Genomic DNA, 24,749 nt, shown 5'->3' with positions numbered 1-24,749 from the left:
ATAAATACTAATAAAAGTATCTAATACGCGCTGTCAATCAATATATCAATGAACTTGTATCGTAAATTAAACCACTATCAATAGCCAATCTACTACCGTAATTACACAGGGAATCGAACCCCGAAAAGCTAAAAAAATTAACCCTAATCCAATATAATTTATACCTGTGAACTTCGCTTGAATCTCAAAGCGGGTGCAAATATACAACCCCTTCTCTAACTACCAAAACTTTTTTAAAATAATTTGAAAAAAAAATCCGCCCTAAACAAACACAAAAACCTAAATGAACAAAGCAAAACTAAATCCCGTTTTGCGGGTGCAAACATACACCCCTTTTTCTAATCTACAACATCTTTTGGTAACTTTTTTTGAACCTTTTTGTAAGGCCCTAAGAATACATGAATTACAGGATGAAAAAAGTGGGATAGCGATTGAAATGGCATCCTTTTTTTAAAATCTTTTACTTCAATAAGCTACATATACAATTAAAAAAAGATATAATGTAAAGCGCGGTCGGGATACGTTAGGTATCCCGAATCCCCCCGAATGAAGCTTAACAGTAACACATATCAATTTAAATGATTTATTTATCTACTATATATTGTATGGATTTTATTATCGTATTATCTTTGCCCCTTTAATTAGAAAAAGATGATCAAGATTACGTTGCCTGATGGCTCGGTTAGAGAATATAATAGCGGTGTTACCGCTATGGATGTTGCCAAAGATATTAGTGAAGGTTTTGCAAGGAATGTAATTTCTGCAAAGTTTAATGGTACAACTATCGAAACCTCTACCGAATTAACCACCGATGGCAATCTTGTTTTATTCACCTGGAAGGATGATGAAGGTAAGACAGCGTTCAGACATTCGACCTCTCATGTTTTGGCCCAAGCCTTGGAACAGCTTTATCCTGGTGTAAAATTATCAATCGGACCAGCTATTGAAAATGGGTTCTATTATGATGTTGACCTTGGAGACCAGACTATCTCTGAAAAGGATTTTAAGGCTATTGAAGACAAAATGCTTGAAATCGCTAGAGGAAAACATGAATTTAAAATGAGATCAGTCTCTAAAGCTGATGCATTATCTAAATACAAAGAAGAAGGTAATGAGTACAAAATAGAACTGATTGAAAATCTTGAGGATGGAACCATCACATTTTGTGATCACGACACTTTTACTGATTTATGCCGTGGAGGACATATTCCTAATACAGGAATCATAAAAGCAGTAAAAATCATGAGTGTTGCCGGAGCGTACTGGCGTGGTGATGAAAACAATAAACAGCTTACTCGCGTTTATGGAACTTCTTTTCCGAAGCAAAAAGAATTAAAAGAATATTTAGAACTTCTGGAAGAAGCTAAGAAACGGGATCACAGAAAGCTTGGCAAAGAACTTGGACTTTTTACTTTTTCTCAAAAAGTTGGCCAGGGATTACCTCTTTGGCTACCTAAAGGTGCTGCTTTGCGCGAGCGTTTAGAACAATTTCTGAAAAAAGCTCAGAAAAAAGCAGGATATGAAATGGTCGCTTCCCCTCATATTGGACAAAAGGAACTTTATGTGACTTCTGGCCATTACGCCAAGTATGGAGAAGATAGTTTTCAACCCATTCATACTCCGGCAGAAGGTGAAGAGTTTTTGTTAAAACCTATGAACTGCCCTCATCATTGTGAGATATATAATAGTGAACCATGGTCGTACAGAGATTTGCCCAAACGATTTGCCGAATTTGGTACTGTATACAGATATGAACAAAGCGGAGAGTTGCACGGATTGACTCGCGTAAGAGGCTTCACACAGGATGATGCACACATATTTTGCACCCCTGATCAATTAGATAATGAGTTTAAAAAAGTAATTGATCTGGTACTTTATGTTTTTGGATCTTTAGGTTTTGAAAATTTTACTGCACAAGTATCATTACGTGATCCTGAAAATCCAGATAAGTATATTGGTAGTGATGAAAATTGGCGAAAAGCAGAAAATGCTATTTTAAATGCTACGAAGGAAAAAGGATTAAACTATACAGTAGAAACCGGCGAAGCTGCTTTTTATGGCCCAAAGCTTGATTTTATGGTAAAAGATGCCTTAGGCAGAAGCTGGCAATTAGGAACCATACAAGTAGATTACAATTTACCAGAACGTTTTGAACTTACTTACAAAGGAAGTGATAATGAATTACACAGACCGGTGATGATTCACAGGGCACCTTTTGGAAGTATGGAAAGATTTATTGCAATATTGTTAGAGCATACCGGGGGTAATTTCCCATTATGGTTGATGCCAGAGCAAGCTATTGTTCTATCTATTAGTGAGAAATATGAAAAATACGCCGAAAAAGTTTTAAATTTGTTAGAAAATGACGAAATTCGCGCCCTTGCAGATCATAGAAATGAAACGATTGGTAAAAAGATCAGGGAAGCAGAAATGAATAAATATCCCTACATTATAATTGTAGGAGAGCAAGAAGAAAAAGATAATACAATATCTGTTCGCAAGCATGGAGGTGAAGATTTAGGTGCCATATCGATTGAAAAATTTTCTGAAATTATAAATGAAGAAATTAATAAGACTCTTAAACCGTTTAACGGATAATAATAAATAGAATTAAGTTTAATTTAAATTTACAAGTCATAGCAATAAGAAGAAGAAGGTCTCAAAAACCAGCACGAATTATCAAAGAAGATGCACACAGGATTAACAATAAAATTCGAGTTGATGAAGTGCGTCTAGTAGGTGATAATGTAGAAGTAGGTGTTTATCCTACTCGTAAAGCATTAGAAATTGCTGAAGAACAAGGGTTAGACCTTGTTGAAATTTCACCTAAAGCAGTACCGCCTGTTTGTAAGGTAATGGATTATAAGAAATTCCTTTATGAACAGAAAAAAAGAGACAAAGCCTTAAAATCAAAGGCCACAAAAGTCATAATCAAAGAAATAAGATTCGGGCCCAACACCGATGAACATGACTATGAATTCAAGAAAAAGCATGCTATCAAGTTCTTGAGTGAGGGTGCCAAATTGAAAGCTTACGTATTTTTCAAGGGGCGTTCTATAATATATAAGGATCAAGGTCAAATCTTGCTTCTTAGATTAGCTCAGGAACTAGAAGAATATGGAAAAGTAGAGCAAATGCCAAAACTTGAAGGGAAGCGTATGATTATGTTTATCGCTCCTAAAAAATAAGAAGATTATAACCTCTCCTATATCAAGAGAGGTATTACAATAATAAGTGAGATTATAAAAACAAGGATACAATGCCTAAAATGAAAACAAAATCCAGTGCTAAAAAGCGTTTTAAGCTTACCGGTACTGGTAAAATCAAAAGAAAGCACGCTTTTAAGAGTCACATTTTGACAAAAAAATCTAAAAAGCGTAAGCTTGCTTTGACGCACACAACATTAGTGCACAAAAGCGATGAAAATAGTATTAAAGAGCAATTACGTTTAAAGTAATCACTTTTTAATAAGGTTAAAATTATTATAAACCCAGGAGTTAGGCTATTATAATTTCAAGATTATGAAACTATAAACACATGAAGAGTCGATTACCGACCGCCTACTACTAAAAAATTTAAAATTATGCCAAGATCAGTAAATTCTGTTGCAAAAAGAGCTAGAAGAAAAAAAGTTCTTAAGCAAGCAAAAGGTTACTTCGGACGTCGTAAAAACGTTTGGACAGTAGCAAAAAATGCGGTTGATAAAGCGATGCAATACTCGTACAGAGACCGTAGAAACAAAAAGAGAACTTTTCGTGCTTTGTGGATCACTCGTATTAACGCGGGTGCTCGATTACACGGTATGTCTTATTCTCAATTCATGGGTAAAGTAAAAGCAAATAACATCGAATTAAACCGTAAGGTTCTTGCCGATTTAGCAATGAATAACCCTGAAGCTTTCAAAGCTATTGTAGAAAAAGTTAAGTAATCTTTTTAATAAAATAATACGATCTCACTTATATAAAAAATCCCGCTCAAGAGAGCGGGATTTTTTTTACATCGGATTCTTTAAAAATACATTTTATCGATAAAAAAAGTATTTAATCCGTTAAAAACACAATAAAGCCGCATTTTTTACTTACTTTTAACCGAAATACTCCTATGAGGAAACACTACATTTTACTTATATTGGGATTACTATTCATGAGTCAAACATCCTTTGCACAGGGCCATAGTGATCATTTTGCTCTCACTTTAGGTGCTGAACAAATTTTTGGTCTTTTAGAAATCCCCTTTCTTGCCATTGTCCTCATATTTAGTTTTCTTACAGCTACAAGACTAAAAGGCGGGAAATTTGGATCAGGCATGACACTATTAGCTTGGGGATTCGTAGTTATAGCACTGGGGCATCTTCATATGCAAATCGCACATATTTTTGACTATAACATATTTAAAAATATATTTGGAAACACATTAGGTAACTATATATGGTTTATCGCTTTGATTCTTACATGGGGCCTATCTGCACTAGGTTTTTACAAAATATATCAGGCCAGTAAAATATGACACTAGATGATCCTCAAGTGGTTTAAAACAGTACTTCATCAAAAAACAATCGATCCCCCAAAGAATCAAGAAGAGCAAGAAATTATTGATCTTATTGACTTTTTATGGAGAGAAATCGAAGCATTCAATAATGCCAGTAGTTTAGGAATAAAAATTAAGGCTTTTAAAGAATTTTCATTTCCTAAGAAACTTGAGTCTCTTCCAGAAATATATTTATCTCTTGAAGAATATATAGAAGCAAATACTAGTAATCGTAAAAACGTAAAAGTAATTAGAAACAAAATACTTAAAAAGTATAGCTCTTTATTTAAATACAAAAATTTCAAACTAATATTCGAACCTCTTAAAGAGCAAGAAGTAACTTTATGTAAAGTCTTTCTTTCAGAAGTATTAAAAAAATCGTCTGAGCTTGTAGGAACGTTCAACGAGCAAAAAATTATACAAATAAAAGAGTATCTGGATACTGATTATAATTTTGAGACCATCGACCTAATAAAGGAAAGAAAAACATTGCTGGAGTTTTCTAATGAGATTTTTATTAGGATCAAAAACAGTCTAGGGATTAATGCAATTACAAATATCTATTTACTTATTTATAAAAAACACTTTCAATCTTACCATCTCCTAGATTCTTTTACTGCAACTCTAAATGTTATTCCCGAAGAAATTCTGGCCAAAGACCTAATTAATTTCCCTAGTAAGCAACAAATGCTTAAGATGCTTCAGAAGCAACTTTACAGTCTTGAAGAAATAAATGAAAGGTTAACCGAAGAAATTATTGAGAGAAAAAAAGTCGAAGAGAATTTAAAGTACAGTGAGCATCTTAACACTACAATTCTGGAAACAGCTATGGATGGTATCATTTTGGTGAATAGCAAAGGAGTGGTATTGAATTGGAACAAACAAGCCGAGAATATCCTAGAATTAAAAAAAGAAGAGACCATAGGAGAAAGTATTTATTCTCTAATCCCTGGTAAACTTAGAAAACAATTACAAAATAGTTTCAATAATTATTTACAAACCGGTAATGATGAGCTAATCAACAAACGGGTAGAAACCTCTGTACATAGAAAAAATGGAACCGCAGTATACGTAGAGCTCACTATTATTGCTATTGAAACAAAAGATGATTACTTATTTAACGCATTTTTCAGAGATATCACTAATAAGAAAATCATTGATAATGAAATTAGAGAAGCTAAAGTATCGGCAGAAAAATCTGCAAAAGCAAAATCTGTTTTCTTATCTAATATGAGTCATGAAATAAGAACCCCTCTAAACGTTATTTTAGGACTCACAAGTATTTTACAAAAAAGTGATTTTAGTAACTTACATGTAGATAAAGAAAATCTTGATGGGATTCAGTTTTCTGCTGAAAATTTATTAGTTCTAATCAATGATATTCTAGATTTTTCTAAAATTGAGGCCGGAAAGCTTACACTTCATGATACCGACTTCAATCTTCAAGAATTAATCAGCAATATATCTCAAGGTTTTAAAATTAAAGCAAACGAAAAAGGACTGCATTACCAAATGATTGTCGATCCATCGATTCCGAAATTTATTATTGGTGATCAACTGCGATTAAATCAAATTCTGATAAATCTATTAGGCAACGCAATAAAATTTACACATCAGGGACAAATCATAATAGATGTAAAACCTGAGAGTGTAGAAGAAAAACATATTACTATAAATTTTTCTGTAAAAGATACAGGAGTTGGAATACCTAAAGATAAATTGAACACAATTTTTGAAAGCTTTTATCAAATACATAAACCTGGAAAAAATAAAATAGAAGGTACAGGGCTCGGGCTCTCAATTTCTAAGCAACTTATAGAATTGCAGGGGGGAATGCTTAAAGCGAAAAGCGAACCAGGTGTTGGCTCTATTTTTGAATTTTCAATTAAGTACGAAAAGAGCACTTTTAAATCCACTACAGAACATCAAGAAGCCAAATCCAACACCAATCAAACCAATAAAAACCTATCCGGAATGAAAGTTTTGGTGGTTGAGGATAATAAAATGAATCAATTCTTTATAAAACAATTACTTTCTACTTGGAGTATTGATACAGCTATCGCCGAAAACGGGAAAGTTGCTATAGAAAATCTCACAAATTCTACATATGATCTAATCCTTATGGATATGCATATGCCTGTTATGGATGGACCTGAAACAGCAGCACACATACGAAAATCTACTAATCCAAAAATAAGTCAGATACCAATTGTGGCTTGTTCTGCTGATGTTTTTCCAGAATCAAAGAAAAAAGCAATCGAATCGGGGATGGATTTTTATTTAACAAAACCTATAAGCGAAAAAGCTTTAGAAGAAGTTTTGTTAGGTTTGGTAACAAAAAATAAGCTAAACCACGTTCATCATAATAATATATTTAACACAACCAAAAACTCCATTTCTGTAAAACCAAAAAAGAAAAAAGGATATGATTTATCTTTTCTAAAGAAAACTTTTGACGGTGATATTGAAATTATTGAGAGTGTTCTTCAAATATTTATGGAAGATACCCCGAAAGATTATGATAAACTAAAATTAGCTATAAAAGATCAAGACTTCATCACAACAAAAGAAATGGCTCATAAGCTCAAATCCAGTTTTAAAACCATTGGATTAGAAAATGAAGCTTTGGTCTTACAAAAAATTGAACATGCTTCAAAACATGAAGTTGTATTTACAGAAATTGGGGATTTATTTCAAAAATTAGAGGTTTCTTATCCTAAAATACTTGAAGGAGTTAAAGAATCTATAGAAGAATTAAACTCCCTAAATACTTAAAAAAAGAAAGTATTTGCTGTTGTCTATTCTTATATTTGTCACTATGCAAAACCAAATACATAGCTTTCAAAATCCTAAAATTAAGCTTCTTAATCAACTTAAAGAAAAATCAAGAATTCGAAAAAAAGAAAAACTTTTTATTATCGAAGGACAGCGTGAAATTTCTTTGGCGATTAGAGGAGGTTACATACTCAAACAAGTATACTATTGCTCATCTATTCTCTCATTTGAAGAAGTTTCTATACTCATTAATCATCACCCAGAACCTGTTGAGCTTTTTGAAATCACTCCTGAAATCTACCAAAAACTTGCTTATCGAGAAACTACAGAAGGAATTTTAGCAACAGCCATTTTAAAGGATCTAGATATCAAAAATTTCAAATTATCTTCCAAAATACCTTTAATTCTTGTAGCCGAAGCTCCAGAAAAGCCAGGTAATATTGGAGCCTTATTGCGTACAGCTGATGCGGCCCAATTGGATGCCGTTTTTATTGCTAATCCAAAAACTGATATCTATAATCCAAACATTATACGTTCCAGTATTGGATGTTTGTTTACAAATAATATCGCTACAGGATCCTCTTTGGATATTATCAATTTCTTACGTCATCAAAATATAAATATTTACGGAGCAGCATTACAAGCCTCTGTAAACTATCACACACAAGATTATACTAAACCTACAGCTATTGTTGTTGGCACAGAGGCTACCGGTCTAAGTGAAGACTTTTTAAGCCATACTACTCAAAATATAAAAATCCCGATGAATGGTATAATAGACTCTATGAATGTTTCTGTTGCTGCTGGAATTTTAATTTTTGAAGCAAAGCGCCAACGTGGTTTTAATTGAGTAAAAGATGACGAATTATATGGTAAATAGATTAAAAAATCATTACCTTTCGACTTCCCACAAATCTAAAATGCTTAAAATACTAATTGCCTAAGACTAATGACCCCAACTTCCCTATTTTATTTACTAATTACCATTATCGTTATTGTATTTGTAATAGATTCTCTATTAGATGTCCTTAATGCGCGACATTATGACGACAAAATTCCTGAGGAGCTTTCTGATGTTTATCCAGAAGATGAATACAAAAAATCTATTGAATACAAAAAGGCCAATTATAAATTTAAGTTAGTCTCTTCAAGCATCTCTCTTTTGATAATGCTCCTGTTTTTCTTCTTTGACGGTTTTGCCGTCGTGGATGCTATTGCCAGAAGTTTTTCAAATAATTCGATACTTGTTGGTCTCATTTTTTTTGGAATCATTATGATTGGGAGCGATATTCTCTCTACTCCTGCCGCGTACTATAAAATTTTTGTAATCGAAGAGAAATTTGGTTTTAATAAAATGTCGGTAAAAACCTTCTTTATTGATAAGATAAAAAGTATCATTATGATGATCATTGTTGGTGGTGGTCTTCTAGCATTAATTATATGGTTTTACGAACTAACTGGTGAGTCATTTTGGATGTATGCTCTGGGTTTAGTATCCATATTCACAATAGCAATGAATATGTTTTATGCTAAGCTAATAGTCCCTGTTTTTAATAAACAAACTCCGCTAGAGCCTGGTGAACTTAGAGACACCATTGAAGCGTATTCAAAAAAGGTGGGGTTTCAATTGAAAGATATTTTTGTAATAGATGGTTCCAAAAGAAGTACAAAAGCGAATGCTTATTTCTCTGGTTTTGGAAGCGAAAAAAGAATTACACTTTATGATACATTGATTAAAGATCTTAACAATGAAGAAATTGTAGCCGTTCTTGCGCATGAAGTAGGGCACTACAAAAAAAGACATGTTATCGTTAATTTATTTTTATCGATAGCCCTAACCGGACTAACTTTATGGTTTTTATCTCTTTTTATTGCCAATCCCCTTCTATCAGAAGCTCTTGGAGTAGAAATTCCTTCTTTCCATATTGGCCTAATTACCTTCGGAATTTTATATAGTCCAATTTCAGAGATTACGGGATTAATTATGAATGTTGTTTCCAGAGCCTTCGAATATCAGGCAGATAATTATGCAAAGAACACTTATAATAGTGAAGCTTTGATAAATAGTTTAAAGAAGCTTTCCAAAAACAACTTTAGTAATCTTACCCCACACCCTGCAATGGTATTTATACACTATTCACATCCTACTTTATTACAGAGAATAAAAAATCTGAAGGACTAAAATCCACTACTCAAGTACTTGGTCATTACAATTCTTAATTGTACTTTTAATAATTATTGGGCATGTTATCTTAATTTATAGCTATATTTAATTTAAGGCACAATTTTTGTCCAATTATCATTAAGGGGGGAGAAAAATTGCACACAAATACGAATAGGGCTTTCATAGAAAACTTCATGTTATGACAGAAGCTGCTATAAACGAAGAAAACAAAAAAATTGCTAAGCAATACAAAGAATTGCTTCGTATTAGTTATAGAAATCTTTCTAAAGAGGACAAAAGTCTTATACGTCAAGCTTTTGATATTGCTGTAGATGCTCATAAAGATCAACGACGTAAAAGTGGAGAAGCCTATATCTTCCACCCTATTGCCGTTGCCAAGATTGTTGCCAGTGAAATCGGTCTGGATGCAACTTCAATAGCCGCAGCGCTACTTCATGACGTAGTTGAAGATACCGAGTACACTTTGGTGGATATAGAACAGATGTTTGGAGAAACTGTTGCTCGAATTGTTGATGGTCTTACCAAAATATCTTCTTTAAAAAAGGATAGAGATATCTCGCTACAAGCAGAAAATTTTAGAAAAATGCTGCTCACGCTTAATGATGATGTGCGTGTTATCATCATTAAGATTGCCGATCGTTTACATAACATGCAGACGATGGATGCAATGCGTCCCGATAAACAAGTAAAAATTGCTTCCGAAACTCTTTATATATATGCCCCATTGGCACACAGGATAGGCTTGTACAATATTAAAACAGAGTTGGAAGATCTGGGATTAAAATATACTGAACCTGAAGTATACAGGGATATTCTCGAAAAAATAAAGGAGAGCAAAGAAGAACAAGATGCCTATATTAAAAGATTTTCCGATAAAATACGAGAGGGGCTTGATAAGGAAGGCTTGAATTATGAAATAAAAGGAAGACCTAAATCCATTTTTTCAATACGTCGTAAAATGGTAAAACAAAATGTATCATTTGACGAGGTATATGACAAATTTGCCATTCGAATCATATACAAGTCTGATTTTGAAAATGAAAAGTTCATCGCCTGGAAAATATACACTGTAGTTACCGATTATTATCGCCCCAACCCCATTAGACTAAGAGATTGGATCTCACAACCAAAATCAACAGGCTACGAAGCCTTACACATTACTGTAATCGGTCCGGATAGTCGTTGGGTAGAGGTGCAAATTCGCAGTGAACGCATGCACGAAATCGCCGAGAAAGGGTATGCTGCCCATTATAAGTATAAAAACACAGAAGAAAAACAGGACCAGGGATTAGATGGCTGGCTGAATAGGTTGCAAGAGGCGCTTGAAAATTCTGAAGCTAACGCTGTAGACTTTGTAGAGGAATTCAAATTAAACCTATACGCCAAAGAAATATTTGTTTTTACACCAGAGGGAGATTTAAAGTCATTACCAAAAGGTGCCACAGCACTGGATTTTGGTTTTAGTGTACACACAGAAATTGGTTTGAAAACCCGTGGTGCGAGAGTGAATGGTAAGCTGGTTCCGCTAAGTCACGAACTTAAAAGTGGAGATCAGGTAGAAATCATTACTTCTACCAAATCAAAACCTTCATCGAGCTGGCTTGATTACGCAACTACGGCTAGAGCCAGATCTAGGATAAAATCTGCATTACGCGACGAAAAGAAACAAATTGCCGAAGATGGTAAGGTAATTCTTAAACGTAAACTACGTTCTCAAAAAATAACACTAAGCGAAAAAGTAATCAACGAACTGGTTCTGTACTTTAAGCTTAAAACCAGTTTGGACTTATTCTACAGAGTGGGTATTGGGACTATCGATAATCAGAAAATAAAAGAATTCGCCACCACAAGGAGCAATGTCTTTATGAATTTTATTAAAAATAGAATTCGTAGAGGAAACGTAAAAGATGTAAACAAAGAAGAAATTACAGAAAAATACGATCTTCTTGTTTTTGGTAAAGAGATGGAGAAGCTGGAATATAAATTATCGAACTGCTGTAATCCTATTCCCGGCGATGATGTTTTTGGTTTCATTACTGTAAACGAAGGCATAAAAGTTCATAAGAGTAATTGTCCCAATGCACTTCAATTACAAAGTAATTATGCTTACAGAATCATGCCTGCCAAATGGATAGACTCTAGCCAAGAAGAGTTTAAAGCCGTAATTAAATTAAATGGTATTGATAATATTGGTGTTGTAAATGAGGTAACGCAAATAATCTCAAACAATATGCACCTTGCCATTTATAATATGAATTTTGATACCAATGATGGAGTTTTTACCGGTAAAATAACTGTGGGTGTTAAAAATAAAAATACCCTGAAAACGGTCATGAAAAATCTTTCGAAAATAAGTGGTATCGATAAAGTAGTTAGAGAATAAAAAATAATGTAACTTTGCGTTTTTAAACGTATGAGTACTAAAGCAACTACACAAAACGATCAAGTTATCGTTAAGAATGTATTTACCAGCTTCTTAGAAGAAAATGGTCATCGAAAAACACCCGAAAGATACGCTATACTACAGGAAATTTACGAAAGCGATGAGCATTTTGATATAGAATCTCTTTATATCAAAATGAAAAATAAAAACTATAGAGTGAGTCGTGCTACCCTATACAATACCATTGAGCTTTTGTTAGAATGTAAGTTGGTAAGAAAACATCAATTTGGGCAAAATCAAGCACAATACGAAAAATCTTATTTTGATAGACAACATGATCATCTTATTCTTACCGATACAGGTGATGTACTCGAATTCTGTGATCCTAGAATTCAATCCATAAAAAAAACAATCGAAGAAATTTTTGATGTTGATATTACCAATCATTCATTGTATTTCTACGGAACCAAAAAAAAATCAACTAATCAAGACAAATAATGGCGGTAAACTTATTACTTGGTCTTCAATGGGGAGACGAGGGTAAAGGAAAAATTGTAGACGTTCTTACAAAAGATTATGATATCATTGCTCGATTTCAAGGAGGGCCAAATGCAGGGCATACTTTAGAATTTGACGGTATTAAACATGTATTACATACCATCCCTAGCGGTATTTTTCATGATAAAGCCATTAATTTGGTCGGAAATGGCGTTGTTATTGACCCCGTAATCTTCAAAAAAGAATTAGATAACCTGAATAAGTTTAATTTGGATTATAAATCAAAGCTATTGATCTCCAGAAAAGCCCATCTTATTCTTCCAACGCACAGGATTCTTGATGCAGCTTCTGAAGCATCCAAAGGAAAAGCAAAAATAGGTTCTACGCTTAAAGGAATTGGTCCTACTTATATGGATAAAACCGGTAGAAATGGTATTCGCGTTGGTGACCTGGAGCTAAGTGATTGGAAAAAACGTTATCGTGCCTTGGCAAATAAACATGAAGCGATGATTGATTTCTACGATTCAAAAATCGAATACGATCTTCAAGAACTAGAGGGTGAATTTTTTGAAGCAGTTAAAACACTAAAAACACTTACTTTTATTGATAGTGAAGAATACTTGTACCAAGCGCAAAAAGATGGAAAAACCATTTTGGCTGAGGGCGCTCAAGGATCACTTTTAGATATAGATTTTGGAACATATCCATTTGTAACCTCATCAAACACTACTGCTGCTGGAGCATGTACAGGTTTAGGAATAGCCCCTAACAAAATAAAAGATGTTTTCGGAATTTTTAAAGCATATACTACCCGCGTTGGTAGTGGGCCGTTCCCAACAGAATTATTTGATAATGATGGAGAAACAATGGCCAAAGTAGGTCATGAATTTGGAGCTACAACTGGTAGACCAAGAAGATGCGGTTGGTTAGACCTCGTTGCCTTAAAATATGCTGTACACATTAATGGTGTTACCAAATTAATGATGATGAAAGGTGACGTATTAAGCGGCTTTACATCTCTTAAAGTTTGTACTGCGTATAAATATAAAGGTAAAACCATTACTCACTTACCTTATAATATCGAACCAGAGAATGTCACTCCTATTTATACAGAGATGAAAGGTTGGTCTGAAGATCTAACAAAAATGACAGATGCTTCTCAACTTCCTAAAGCACTAAACGAGTATATTGCTTTTCTGGAAAAAGAACTCGAAACTCCAATTACTATAGTGTCCGTCGGACCCGATAGAAAACAAACGATCCACAGATAGCTCAATAGTAGAAAATCAAAAGAAGAAAAAAAGTTGACTTTTCTGTCATCTCGAGCAGAGTCGAGAGATCATCATTTATGATTGTCAATACATGTTGACTCTGCTTAATGATACAGATAGTTCTAGAATATACTTTTTAGACCTTTTTTGGCCATATTTTAATTAGTGGAAAACTACAATACTATCTTCCAACTACAATTCTATAGTTAAGCAAGTCTTTAAGATTAGTATAGCGGCGCAACATTGAAGTCTTCTTTAAGTATTTATGTAGACAAAGGCTTATTTTATGCGAAGGGCTACAATCATTAGATACAATTTTCGTTATTTTGCATACAAATTTGAAAATACTTGAAGAATACATTTTTCTATATAGTTTTAAGTTTACTTTTCTCTACAATAACTATTGCACAGGAAGGAAAACAAATTAAAGTCCAGTCTGATCGAACGATAAAAGATCAAAACAGATTTCCTGGAGCTACCATTCTTGCCAAAGTAGATAAGCAAGTATATATGCAACACGAAGGGGTAGAAATCTGGTGTGATCAGGCCATTCATTATGGTGAAGATAAATTTGTAAAAGCACTCGGTAATGTGATCATTAAGCAAGGAGATACACTTACTATGACTAGTAAGTATGCAGAGTATAACGGAAATACAAAATTTGCGTATGCAAGTGATAATGTATTTATGGAAACCCCTTCCAATACCTTACGTACTGATACGCTATTCTTTGATAGAATAAGACAACAGGCCTATTATCGAAGTGGGGGAACTGTTAAAGATTCTTCAAACACATTAACTAGTAAAATTGGCCGTTATTTTATGGATAGAAAACAATATTCATTTAATACCAAGGTGAAAATTGTCAATCCTGAAAACACTGTAGATTCTGACCGACTGGATTATTTTACTGAAAATGGGCACGCCTATCTTTATGGTCCTTCGACAGTACAGGGTAAAGAAAGTACATTGTATTGTGAAAGAGGGTTTTATGACACCAACGTCAAAACAGGATATGCCATAAAAAATGCAAGAATCGATTATGACAACCGTACGGTTTTTGGAGATAGTATTTTTTACAATAGCGCTATTCAATTTGCATCGGCAACCAATAATATTAAAGTATTAGATACAGCTAATAGCTCGGTAATTACAGGTCACTATGCCGAAGTTTTTAAAGACAAAGATTCTGTTTTTATTACCAAAAGAGCACTGGCCGCTACGTTACAAGAAAAAGATTCCATCTATATTCATAGTGATACTCTTATGGTTACAGGAAAACCAGAGAAAAGAATTATGAATGGGTTTTATGACGTAAGAATTTATAAAAGTAATATGAGCGGTAAGAGTGATTCTATTAACGTAGATCAAACTACTGGATACACCAAAATGATAGGCAGACCCATTGTTTGGTCACAGAGGAATCAAATGACTGGTGATACTATAAAAATCATTTCAAATAAAGAAACCGAAAAGTTAGATTCGCTTTTAGTATATCAAAATGCATTTCTTGTTCAGGAGGATACTTTGAAAGCCGGATATAACCAGGTAAAAGGCCAAAGTCTTTATGGACTATTCAGAGATAATGAAATCTATCAGGTGGATATTGATAAAAATACCGAAACTATTTTTTATCAACGAGAAAGCGAAGGAGACCTAAAATTAATTGGTATTAATAAGGTTCTTTCTAGCTCTATTCGCTTACTCCTAAGTAATCAAGAGATTGAAGATGTTTACTATTATCAAAATGTGGATGGTACATTGTATCGCGAAATTGATCTTCCAGAAAATGCTCGTGAGCTTTCTGGTTTTATTTGGCGGGGAGAAGAAAAGATAACTAGCAAGGCAGATCTTTTTAGAGGAGAGTCTCCTCCAAAACTCATCAAAATAACAGGGATACCTTTACCAAAAGATGAAGCTGATTTCTTCGATGAAGAAACTATAAAACGTTTGGAAGAAAATAAATCTGAAGGATCACGTCTGTTGGAGCAAGAGCTGAAAGATGCCGAACTTAAGGAAACCAATGAACAATTAGATTCTATTCCTATTCAACAGAAAATAAAAGAAGAAATTGATCCCGAAGAGAAAAAGAATCAAAAAAAGACTTCATTTATTGATCCCGATCTTACTCGAACAGCAAGACAACGAGATAGTATAACAGTAACTACATTAAAATACGCGAAAAAACTGCAAGACAGTACAAAAAGCATATCTAATAATTAAATAAACTATGAGTTTATCTTCTTTTTTGATTAATTACATTGTATTCGACTCAAAAACACATTCTTGAAACAGGATTTTTTCAAATACCAAGCACAAACAACACCACACCCATTGGCCATGGAAATTTCTTATGCCAAAGGCTCTTACATCTTTGATACAGATGGTAAGAAATACTTAGATTTCGTAGCTGGTGTATCTGCTTGTAGCTTAGGTCACCAACATCCGCGAGTTGTTAATGCCATAAAAGAACAATTAGACAAATATTTGCATGTGATGGTGTATGGAGAATACATTCAAAAGCCAGCTGTTGAGCTCACAAAACTTCTGGCAACTCACCTTCCCTACCCCTTAGAAAAAACATATTTAACTAATTCTGGTACCGAGGCCATCGAAGGATCGTTAAAACTAGCGCGCAGAGCTACCGGGAGAAGTCAAATTATTGCCGCTAACCTTGCATATCATGGCAATACGATGGGATCTATGAGCATTATGGGATACGAAGAACGTAAACAAGCATTTCGACCTCTTATTCCAGACGTGCATTTTATCTGCTTTAATGAAGAAAAGTATCTCCAGGACATTACTTATAGAACTGCAGCGGTCATTTTAGAGACGATACAGGGAGGAGCTGGTTTTATTAAACCTAAAAATGATTACTTAAAAAAAGTAAAGGAACGTTGTGATCAAGTTGGTGCCTTATTGATTCTGGATGAAATCCAGCCAGGATTTGGCAGAACTGGTAAATTATTTGGTTTCCAAAATTATAATATCGTTCCTGATATTGTAGTAATGGGAAAAGGAATGGGCGGCGGTATGCCTATAGGAGCATTTACGGCATCTTCAGCAATGATGGATCAGCTTCAAGACAATCCAAAATTAGGACATATTACTACTTTTGGTGGCAATCCAGTTATCGCATCTGCCGCTTTGGCAACATTACGGGAACTAACAGAAAGTGACTTAATGGCAGATACTTTGGAAAAAGAAAAATTATTCAGGTCACTATTAGTACATCCATTAATTAAAGAAATAAGGGGATTAGGTTTAATGCTAGCTATCATTACAGATGCTGCAGAAATAACGAATCAAATTGTATTGAGATGTCAGGAAAAAGGGCTTATATTATTCTGGTTACTATTTGAGCCCAAAGCAGTGCGCATTACTCCGCCTCTGACTATTTCTATAGAAGAAATAAAGGAAGGGTGTGATATTATACTTGATGTTTTGGATCAAATTCAAGGTCGTAAAAACAAACTCTAGTATACGATTTTGATAAAAAAACCGTATCTTTAATAGGTAAACTTTTCTTTTCACAAATCCTGTATACTAAAGTAGCTTACCTTAATTACAAAACTCTTGCTCATTATATGTACAATGGTACATATTTTGTTAATTAGTTTGTTAAAAACAATTGATTCTTGAAGTTTAAATGATCAATTTCATTTGTAATTTTAATACTGAGGAAATCAATAATGCAAAAAATAAATAAAGTATTGGAGTATATACATTTCTTTCTTGTTCGGGAAAGCAGAAAGAGCAGCTACATTACTTATTGATTTATTGAGCATATTTAATCAACGTGTATGAAATTTAACCACGAAGAAGAAAACAATTTCTCAATCACTCGATACGAGTCTATGCTGAGATCTAATGATGTTAAATTTTTTGATTCAGATGAGTTTGAATCTATTATCCATCATTACCTGGAAAACGGAAAGATTGCTAAAGCCAAAAAGGCTATCTCTCTTGGTCTGTCGCAACACCCATCTTCGGTAAACCTCAAACTACTTCAGGTTGAAGTACTTGTTTTTGAAGATCGCTTGGAAAAAGCAGATACGCTTCTGGCTCAATTACATGCGATAGAGCCTGAAAATGAAGAGATATATATTCAAAAAGCAAACATTCTCTCTAAGCAAAATGAACATTTTAAAGCGATTGAGCTTTTAAATACGGCACTGGGATTTACAAATGATGAGGCCGATGTCTATTCCCTTATTGGAATGGAGTATCTGTTTATGGATGATTTTGAGAATGCCAAGACTAACTTTATGCGTTGTCTAGAAGCAGATGATCAGGATTATTCTGCTCTGTACAACATAATTTATTGTTTCGACTTTTTAGAACAACATGAAGAGGCTATCGAGTACCTAAACATGTTTTTAAACAAAAATCCGTATTGCGAAGTCGCCTGGCACCAAGTAGGTAAACAATATTTTGATTTAAAAGAATATGAAAAGGCTCTTGCCGCATTTGACTTTGCTATTATAAGTGACGAATATTTTATAGGAGCCTATCTTGAAAAAGGAAAAGTACTTGAAAAATTGAAACGTTATAATGAGGCGATAGAAAATTATCGAATCACTTTAGAATTAGACGATCCCACTTCTTTTGCTTTATTACGGATAGGAAAATGTTTTGAAAAATTAGGTAATGATGATTTGGCTATTCAGCACTATTCCAAAACAGTACATGAGGATCCTTTGTTAGATAAAGGATGGATTGCCATAACCGATTACTATGTACGTAAACGTAACTATCAAAAAGCGTTGTACTATACCAACAAAGCCATCAATATAGATGGGGAAAATGTTTTGTATTGGAAACGTTATGCCAAAATAAATAATAAACTTGCCTTTTTTGAAGAAGCAGAACGAGGTTATCGTAAAGCTTTAGAATTAGGAAACTACGAATTAGAAACCTGGTTAAATCGTTCTGACATCCTTAGATTTCTTGGTGAATCTGACGCTGCGGTACAAAACTTGTATCAAGCGATAGAATTTTATCCTGAAAATGCTGAGGTTCAATATCGATTGGCAGGGCTGCACTATGAAAGACAAGATCATGAAAAAGGCGAATATCATATTAGAAAAGCTCTGGAACTAGACTATGAGTACCATATAGTTTTGGAAGAACTTTTTGAAAAAGTCTTCAATCTTACTCTGGTAAAAAATATTATTTCTGAATATAAAACAGACTAAAAAAGACCTTTTTTTTCTGTAATGTTTGAACTCAAAAATGCATACATTTGTTTTGACTAGAAATTGTTAAAACAATTATATATGCGAAGAAGTCTGAAGGACTACCTAATTATTTCTTTAAAAGGTCTGGCTATGGGAGCTGCTGATGTGGTTCCTGGTGTTTCTGGAGGAACAATAGCTTTCATATCTGGTATCTATGAAGAATTAATTGAAACAATTAACAAATTGGATTTAGGTTTTTTTTCAACATGGAAGAAAAATGGTTTTTTAAATTCGTGGAGAGCCTATAATCTCCCTTTCTTATCCTATCTTTTGATCGGAATAGCGATTAGCATTTTATCCCTGGCTAAAGGCATTAAATGGTTTCTACATAATGAACCCTTATTACTTTGGGCATTTTTCTTCGGATTGGTGCTTGCGAGTATCCTGTATATAGCTAAACAAATCACCGTATGGAGGCCAAAAGTGTTTATTGGTATTATTTTAGCCGCTATACTCTCTTATTTCATAACTATCGCAGAACCATTGGCATCTCCCGATAGTAATTGGTATCTTCTTTTTTGTGGTTTTATTGCAATTATCGCTATGATTTTGCCAGGAGTTTCAGGTGCATTTATTTTACTGATATTGGGAGCATATCAGACATTCATTGACATTATAAATCAACTTAGAGAAGGCCTGACAAGCCTGAATTTTGAACTACTTTCACAAGCCCTAATCAAATTGGCAATCATTGGCGCCGGGGCTATTACTGGTTTAAAACTATTCTCTAAAATATTGAACTGGATGTTTAAGAATCATAAAAATATGACCTTGGCAATTCTCACTGGATTTATGATCGGATCATTAAATAAATTATGGCCCTGGAAAAAAGTATTATCCTGGAGAATTAATGCTGAAGGTCTCGAAGTTCCTTTTCTGGAAAAAAGTATTTTCCCGACTCAATTTGATGGTGATCCAAGGATAATTTGGGTTATTCTTTTTATAACCGTAGGTTTTCTATTAATTCTTATCTTAGAGCGCCTTGCTGTGAAAAAAAGAAACTAGCGTATGATGCAACAAAGTACCCGAACTTTTACTGATAAGCTTTTTTTGGTCATCAAAGGTCTTGCAATGGGTGCAGCCAATAAAGTTCCTGGAGTTTCTGGAGGTGTTGTTGCCTTTGTAGCAGGTTTTTATGAAGAATTCATCTATTCACTTCAGAAAATAAATTTTAAAGCATTTAAGCTTTTTATTAATTTTAGATTTAAAAGTTTCTGGCGATATATTAATGGTAAATTTCTAGGATTATTGATCTTAGGGATGTTGATCAGTTACTTTAGTGTTTCGAAGATTTTGGATTACCTTATCATGCACTATGAACTCTATGTTTGGGCTTCTTTTTTTGGAATGATAATGGGTTCTATCTATTACATTGTGAAAGATTTTAATGACTGGAGTAGAAGAAATATTTGCCTTATAATCATTAGTATTGTGGCGGGGGTAAGTATCAGTTTATTAGATCCTGCAAGAGAAAATGACAATCTATGGTTTGTTTTTATATGTGGTATCATAGGTGTATCAGGTATGACTTTACCAGGCCTTTCCGGTTCTTTTATTTTGATTTTATTAGGCAATTACGTGCTCTTACTAGTTGATTCTGTAAATGCTTTATATGATACGATAGCTGATCTTGTTAGGTGGGATCTTTCATTTATAGAAAATCAACAAAGAATGCGTTTACTAAAGGTACTTGTTGTTTTTAGTCTTGGTTCATTAACAGGCTTAGTTACCTTGTCTCACTTCTTGGGTTATGTACTTAAAAGATATAAAACAGCTGCTTTTGCCTCAATAATAGGATTTATAACAGGTTCACTAGGCGTAGTTTGGCCATGGAAACATAAAATCTATAAAACAGATGCATCGGGTAATATACTAATTGATGCATTGGGAGACCCAATATTAGATAATTATGATCGGTATTTTCCAAATATAATGGCGCTAGAAACGTATATGGGTATTTTTTTCATTATAGTAGGTATTGGTATTGTTTTATGGCTAGAATGGTACGGTAAAAAAACTCTCAAATCTACGAAATGAAAAAAATATATGGCTTGCTTGGTAGGAATATAAGCTATTCTTTTTCTAAGGGATATTTTTCTGAGAAATTTAATAGAGAAAACTCTAATTGTGAATATAGTAACTTTGACCTGACCGAAATTGAAGAACTTAAACAGGTAATCAACAATTCAAATATAAGAGGATTAAATGTTACCATACCCTATAAAGAAGCGGTAATTCCATATTTAGATAATTTGGACCCTATTGCTAAAAAAATAGGAGCTGTTAACGTTATAAAAATTGAAAAAGATCAAAGCTTAACTGGCTATAATAGTGATTATTACGGATTTATAGAATCATTAAAACCTCTTCTAAGCAAAACCATCAAAAAAGCATTAATACTAGGTACTGGAGGAGCTTCAAAAGCTATTGGTTATGCGTTACAAAAACTAGGAATATCATATACTTTTGTTTCCAGAAACCCTGAATTTAATGAGATGGGTTACAATGACTTAAACGAAGACATTATTCGATCCCACAAATTGATTATTAATTGTACTCCGTTAGGAACACATCCTAATATTGATGATTACCCCGATATTCCCTATGAACATCTTACTGAAAATCATGTGCTATATGATTTGATCTACAATCCTGATCAAACCACTTTTATGAAAAAAGGCCAAAAACAAGGAGCTAGAACCTCTAACGGATTACAAATGTTAATTTTACAAGCAGAAAAGGCCTGGGAAATCTGGAACACATAGCGTTTATAATGGTTTTGTCATAAAATTCTTACTTTCCCTTTTTCCAGGCATTCTTAAAACCCTCCAATAACTTTGAGGTTTTCTAATATGTTAGTATCTTAGTAATAGATTAAGCTTAGACAAACAAAAACGTTCACACAATGTCCACACGTGATAACCTGCCTAAGGCAGATGGAAATGAAAAAAGTAAGATAGAAACACTAGAAAATAATTCTGAAAATTCTATTATAACAGATCAAGAAGAAAATTCAACAGAATCTGAGGAGAAAGATAACAAATCTTCTGAAATGGAGATTACTAAATCTGTGACAGAAGAAAATGTAGAATCTGATCAAGAGCCTGAAAGTGGAAACAGTGAAGTTTCTAAGAATGATTTAGAAGTTGCAATAATTGAAGAAGCAGAAGAAAATACAGAATCTATCGATCAAAATTCTTCAAATAATATAACACCCAATTCTAAGAACGGGGATGCGCCAGATAATGATTTAGAAGCTGCAATGATCGCAGAAACAGAAGAAAATATAGAATCTACTTCCCAGAGCCCTAATAGTGCAGAAACTGAAATGAAGAACAAAGAAGCTTCTGATACTGAGAAAGAGGCTACTCCTGCAGAAGAAAGTTTAAAGGATAATACTGAAGAAGTGTTAGGAGCAAAAGAAGCTTCTGAGAATCATCATGTACAAAATCAAATGGATGAAGCAGTAGCCGATGACAGTGAGGATGAAAGTAAACTGGAACGTCATGATATCGAGAAAAAAGATTATCATGCAATGAGCAAGGAAGAATTGATCAAAGAACTTCGTGAATTGGTTAAAAATGAAAAAGTTCAGGCAATTAAAGAACATGTTGAAGAAATCAGGAGTGAGTTTAATGAAAAATTCAATGAGGAAGTAGAACAGAAAAAGGAAGAGTTTTTAGCTGACGGAGGGGACATCATCGATTTCTACTATTCTACTCCTATAAAAAAAGAGTTTAATTCGGTTTATTTTGATTATAAAGAAAAGCGAAACGCCTATTATCAAAATCTTAAGAAAGATCTTCAGGAAAACCTAAGAAAAAGATTAGAGTTAATTGATGAGCTTAAAGGTCTACTAAATGTAGATGAAAGTATCAACAGCACCTACAATCATTTCAAAAATATACAGGAACGGTGGCGTAATGCTGGTCCCATACCAAGGGATAAGTATAATACTGTATGGAATACCTATCACCACCATACCGAAAATTTCTATGATTTCCTTCACCTCAATAGAGAATTCAGGGATCTGGATTTTAAACACAATCTTGAGCAAAAACTTAAAATTATTGAACGTGCTACAGAACTGGCGCAAGAAACTGATGTGAACCGAGCTTTCAGAGAGTTACAGTTACTTCACAAAATGTGGAAAGAAGATTTGGGACCTGTAGGTAAAGAATATAGAGAACCCATTTGGGAAAAGTTTAGTTCTTTAACTAGACAAATTCATGAAAATCGTCAACAACATTTTAAAGAATTAGATAAGGTTCATGAAGTGAATCTCGAAGTCAAGAAAGAGATTATTAAGAAAATAGTTGAAGTAAGCTCAAGCCATCCCAGTAATCACAGTGGTTGGCAACAAAAAATCAAAGAAATAGAGGCGTTGCGAGAAGAATTTTTTAAAGCTGGTAAGGTTCCTTCTCATGTAAACGAACAAACCTGGAGTGAGTTTAAAACTGCCGTTAGAGATTTTAATCGAAATAAAAATGCCTTTTATAAAGGACTTAAAAAAGAGCAGTTTGATAATCTAAATAAAAAGATGGAACTGATCAAAATTGCTGAAGATAATAAGGACAGTGATGATTTTTCGGTTACCACACCTTTGATGAAAAAAATCCAGGCAGATTGGAAAAAAATTGGTCATGTTCCCCGAAAAGATAGTGATAGAATTTGGAAAAGATTTAAAGATGCCTGTAACTCATATTTTGATCGTCTGCACGCAGATCGAAACGAGGCAAATAAAGAAGAAATTGCTTCGCTAGAAAAAAAACAGACTCATATTCAATCTCTTAAAGATTTGAAACTCTCTGGAGACTCTGAAACAGACCTAAAAACGATAAAAGATAATATAGCAGTCTGGAAAACTCTAGGCAGAGTTCCTTACAAAAAGAAAAATATTGAATCTGAATACAATAAGGTTTTAGATAATCTTTTTAAACAACTTAATTTAAGTCGTAAAGAAACAGAACTTATCAAATACGACAATAAGTTGAATACGTTATCTAACCAAACTGATGACCGCGCTCTAAGGAATGAGCAGAATTTTATTCGAAAAAAGATCGATGAAGTAAAAGGAGAAATTCGTCAATTAGAAAACAACCTTCAGTTCTTCAAAAATACCAAAGATGATAATCCTTTGGTAAAAGAAGTACAAAAGAATATACAAAAGCATAAAGAAACCTTAGAGGTTTGGAAAGCCAAATTGGTTAAGATTAAACAGCTCTAGTTGTAAATGCAATGCTCTTTGTGTGATTCGAAAACCATGCTATTCGTTCATATTGAAGAACGGAAGTTTTTCAGTTGTACAAAGTGCAAAGCAATCTTACTACATCCGTTACATTATCTATCTCCCGAGGAAGAAAAAGAACGATATCTATTGCACCAAAATGACATACATGATATCGGTTATCAAAATTTTGTGTCGCCTATAGTTCAATCTATTTCTAAAGAATATAATGCGAATCATACTGGCCTGGATTTTGGATCTGGAAGCGGCCCAGTGATTACTTCGTTACTTACAGAAAAAGGATACAATATTATCACGTATGACCCCTTTTTTGATCCAAACAACTCGACTTTAGAGAATAAATATGATTACATAGTTTGCTGCGAAGTAATGGAACATTTTTATAATCCCTCAAGGGAATTCTCACTTTTATTTTCATTATTAAATCCAGGAGGAAAACTATACTGCAAAACTAGTTTATATAATAAAAACATCGATTTTAGGTCCTGGTGGTATAAAAATGATCCTACTCATGTCTTCTTTTATACCAAAGACACCCTGCTTTGGATAAAAAATAGATTCAAGTTTAAACTATTAGAGATCAGAGAGGACCTGATTATTTTTGGAAACTAATCCGTTA

At 33.7% G+C, this 24,749-nt stretch carries 19 protein-coding genes; all 19 read left to right on the top strand.

Annotation, left to right across the window (positions count from 1 at the left end):
- Nucleotides 1–651 precede the first annotated feature (651 nt).
- The 19 genes from thrS (at nucleotide 652) to ACFSJT_RS17745 (ending at nucleotide 24,742) form a co-directional block, all read left to right on the top strand.
- The gene (gene thrS / locus ACFSJT_RS17835; protein WP_378321693.1) at nucleotides 652–2,598 is read left to right on the top strand and encodes a threonine--tRNA ligase; all 1,947 of its coding nucleotides are present in this window, start codon (nucleotides 652–654) and stop codon (nucleotides 2,596–2,598) included.
- 80 nt (nucleotides 2,599–2,678) lie between these two features.
- Complete coding sequence (gene infC / locus ACFSJT_RS17830; protein ID WP_378321701.1) at nucleotides 2,679–3,188, top strand: translation initiation factor IF-3; 510 nt, start codon at nucleotides 2,679–2,681, stop codon at nucleotides 3,186–3,188.
- Between the two features lie 71 nt (nucleotides 3,189–3,259).
- Nucleotides 3,260–3,457, top strand: a complete 198-nt coding sequence (rpmI, locus tag ACFSJT_RS17825; protein WP_378187178.1) for a 50S ribosomal protein L35 — start codon at nucleotides 3,260–3,262, stop codon at nucleotides 3,455–3,457.
- A 126-nt stretch (nucleotides 3,458–3,583) separates the two neighbouring features.
- Nucleotides 3,584–3,928 (top strand): 50S ribosomal protein L20, encoded by a 345-nt coding sequence (gene rplT / locus ACFSJT_RS17820; RefSeq protein ID WP_073320319.1) that lies wholly within the window; start codon nucleotides 3,584–3,586, stop codon nucleotides 3,926–3,928.
- 173 nt (nucleotides 3,929–4,101) lie between these two features.
- Nucleotides 4,102–4,506, top strand: coding sequence for a hypothetical protein (locus ACFSJT_RS17815; RefSeq protein WP_378321692.1), 405 nt, complete (start codon nucleotides 4,102–4,104; stop codon nucleotides 4,504–4,506).
- A 6-nt stretch (nucleotides 4,507–4,512) separates the two neighbouring features.
- A complete protein-coding gene (locus ACFSJT_RS17810; protein ID WP_378321691.1) occupies nucleotides 4,513–7,302 on the top strand; it encodes a sensor histidine kinase in 2,790 nt (929 codons plus the stop codon).
- A 43-nt stretch (nucleotides 7,303–7,345) separates the two neighbouring features.
- Nucleotides 7,346–8,152, top strand: a complete 807-nt coding sequence (locus tag ACFSJT_RS17805) for a TrmH family RNA methyltransferase (RefSeq protein WP_378321690.1) — start codon at nucleotides 7,346–7,348, stop codon at nucleotides 8,150–8,152.
- 99 nt (nucleotides 8,153–8,251) lie between these two features.
- Entirely contained in the window at nucleotides 8,252–9,484 is a 1,233-nt protein-coding gene (locus ACFSJT_RS17800; RefSeq protein WP_378321689.1) for a M48 family metallopeptidase, read from the top strand.
- 181 nt (nucleotides 9,485–9,665) lie between these two features.
- Nucleotides 9,666–11,870 carry a RelA/SpoT family protein gene (locus ACFSJT_RS17795; protein ID WP_378321688.1) on the top strand — a complete coding sequence of 735 codons (2,205 nt, stop codon included), beginning with the start codon at nucleotides 9,666–9,668 and terminating at the stop codon, nucleotides 11,868–11,870.
- Nucleotides 11,871–11,900: 30 nt separating this feature from the next.
- Complete coding sequence (locus ACFSJT_RS17790; RefSeq protein WP_378321687.1) at nucleotides 11,901–12,368, top strand: Fur family transcriptional regulator; 468 nt, start codon at nucleotides 11,901–11,903, stop codon at nucleotides 12,366–12,368.
- Entirely contained in the window at nucleotides 12,368–13,639 is a 1,272-nt protein-coding gene (locus ACFSJT_RS17785) for an adenylosuccinate synthase (RefSeq protein ID WP_378321686.1), read from the top strand. Before ACFSJT_RS17790 ends, ACFSJT_RS17785 begins: the two co-directional genes overlap by 1 nt.
- 348 nt (nucleotides 13,640–13,987) lie before the next feature.
- Nucleotides 13,988–15,862 (top strand): OstA-like protein, encoded by a 1,875-nt coding sequence (locus tag ACFSJT_RS17780; protein WP_378321685.1) that lies wholly within the window; start codon nucleotides 13,988–13,990, stop codon nucleotides 15,860–15,862.
- Nucleotides 15,863–15,925: 63 nt separating this feature from the next.
- Nucleotides 15,926–17,122, top strand: a complete 1,197-nt coding sequence (locus ACFSJT_RS17775) for an aspartate aminotransferase family protein (RefSeq protein ID WP_378321684.1) — start codon at nucleotides 15,926–15,928, stop codon at nucleotides 17,120–17,122.
- Nucleotides 17,123–17,445: 323 nt separating this feature from the next.
- The gene (locus ACFSJT_RS17770; RefSeq protein WP_378321683.1) at nucleotides 17,446–18,840 is read left to right on the top strand and encodes a tetratricopeptide repeat protein; all 1,395 of its coding nucleotides are present in this window, start codon (nucleotides 17,446–17,448) and stop codon (nucleotides 18,838–18,840) included.
- Between the two features lie 81 nt (nucleotides 18,841–18,921).
- A complete protein-coding gene (locus ACFSJT_RS17765) occupies nucleotides 18,922–19,887 on the top strand; it encodes a DUF368 domain-containing protein (RefSeq protein WP_378321682.1) in 966 nt (321 codons plus the stop codon).
- A gap of 6 nt (nucleotides 19,888–19,893) precedes the next feature.
- Complete coding sequence (locus tag ACFSJT_RS17760; RefSeq protein ID WP_378321700.1) at nucleotides 19,894–20,919, top strand: DUF368 domain-containing protein; 1,026 nt, start codon at nucleotides 19,894–19,896, stop codon at nucleotides 20,917–20,919.
- Nucleotides 20,916–21,647, top strand: coding sequence for a shikimate dehydrogenase family protein (locus ACFSJT_RS17755; RefSeq protein ID WP_378321681.1), 732 nt, complete (start codon nucleotides 20,916–20,918; stop codon nucleotides 21,645–21,647). The genes ACFSJT_RS17760 and ACFSJT_RS17755 overlap by 4 nt, the downstream gene beginning before the upstream one ends.
- 140 nt (nucleotides 21,648–21,787) lie before the next feature.
- Entirely contained in the window at nucleotides 21,788–24,109 is a 2,322-nt protein-coding gene (locus tag ACFSJT_RS17750) for a DUF349 domain-containing protein (protein ID WP_378321680.1), read from the top strand.
- A 6-nt stretch (nucleotides 24,110–24,115) separates the two neighbouring features.
- Nucleotides 24,116–24,742 carry a class I SAM-dependent methyltransferase gene (locus ACFSJT_RS17745; protein WP_378321679.1) on the top strand — a complete coding sequence of 209 codons (627 nt, stop codon included), beginning with the start codon at nucleotides 24,116–24,118 and terminating at the stop codon, nucleotides 24,740–24,742.
- Nucleotides 24,743–24,749 lie beyond the last annotated feature (7 nt).

It is taken from the genome of Aquimarina celericrescens (assembly GCF_042682765.1).
Lineage (GTDB): Bacteria > Bacteroidota > Bacteroidia > Flavobacteriales > Flavobacteriaceae > Aquimarina > Aquimarina celericrescens.
This window is presented reverse-complemented; position numbering and strand designations above follow the sequence as displayed.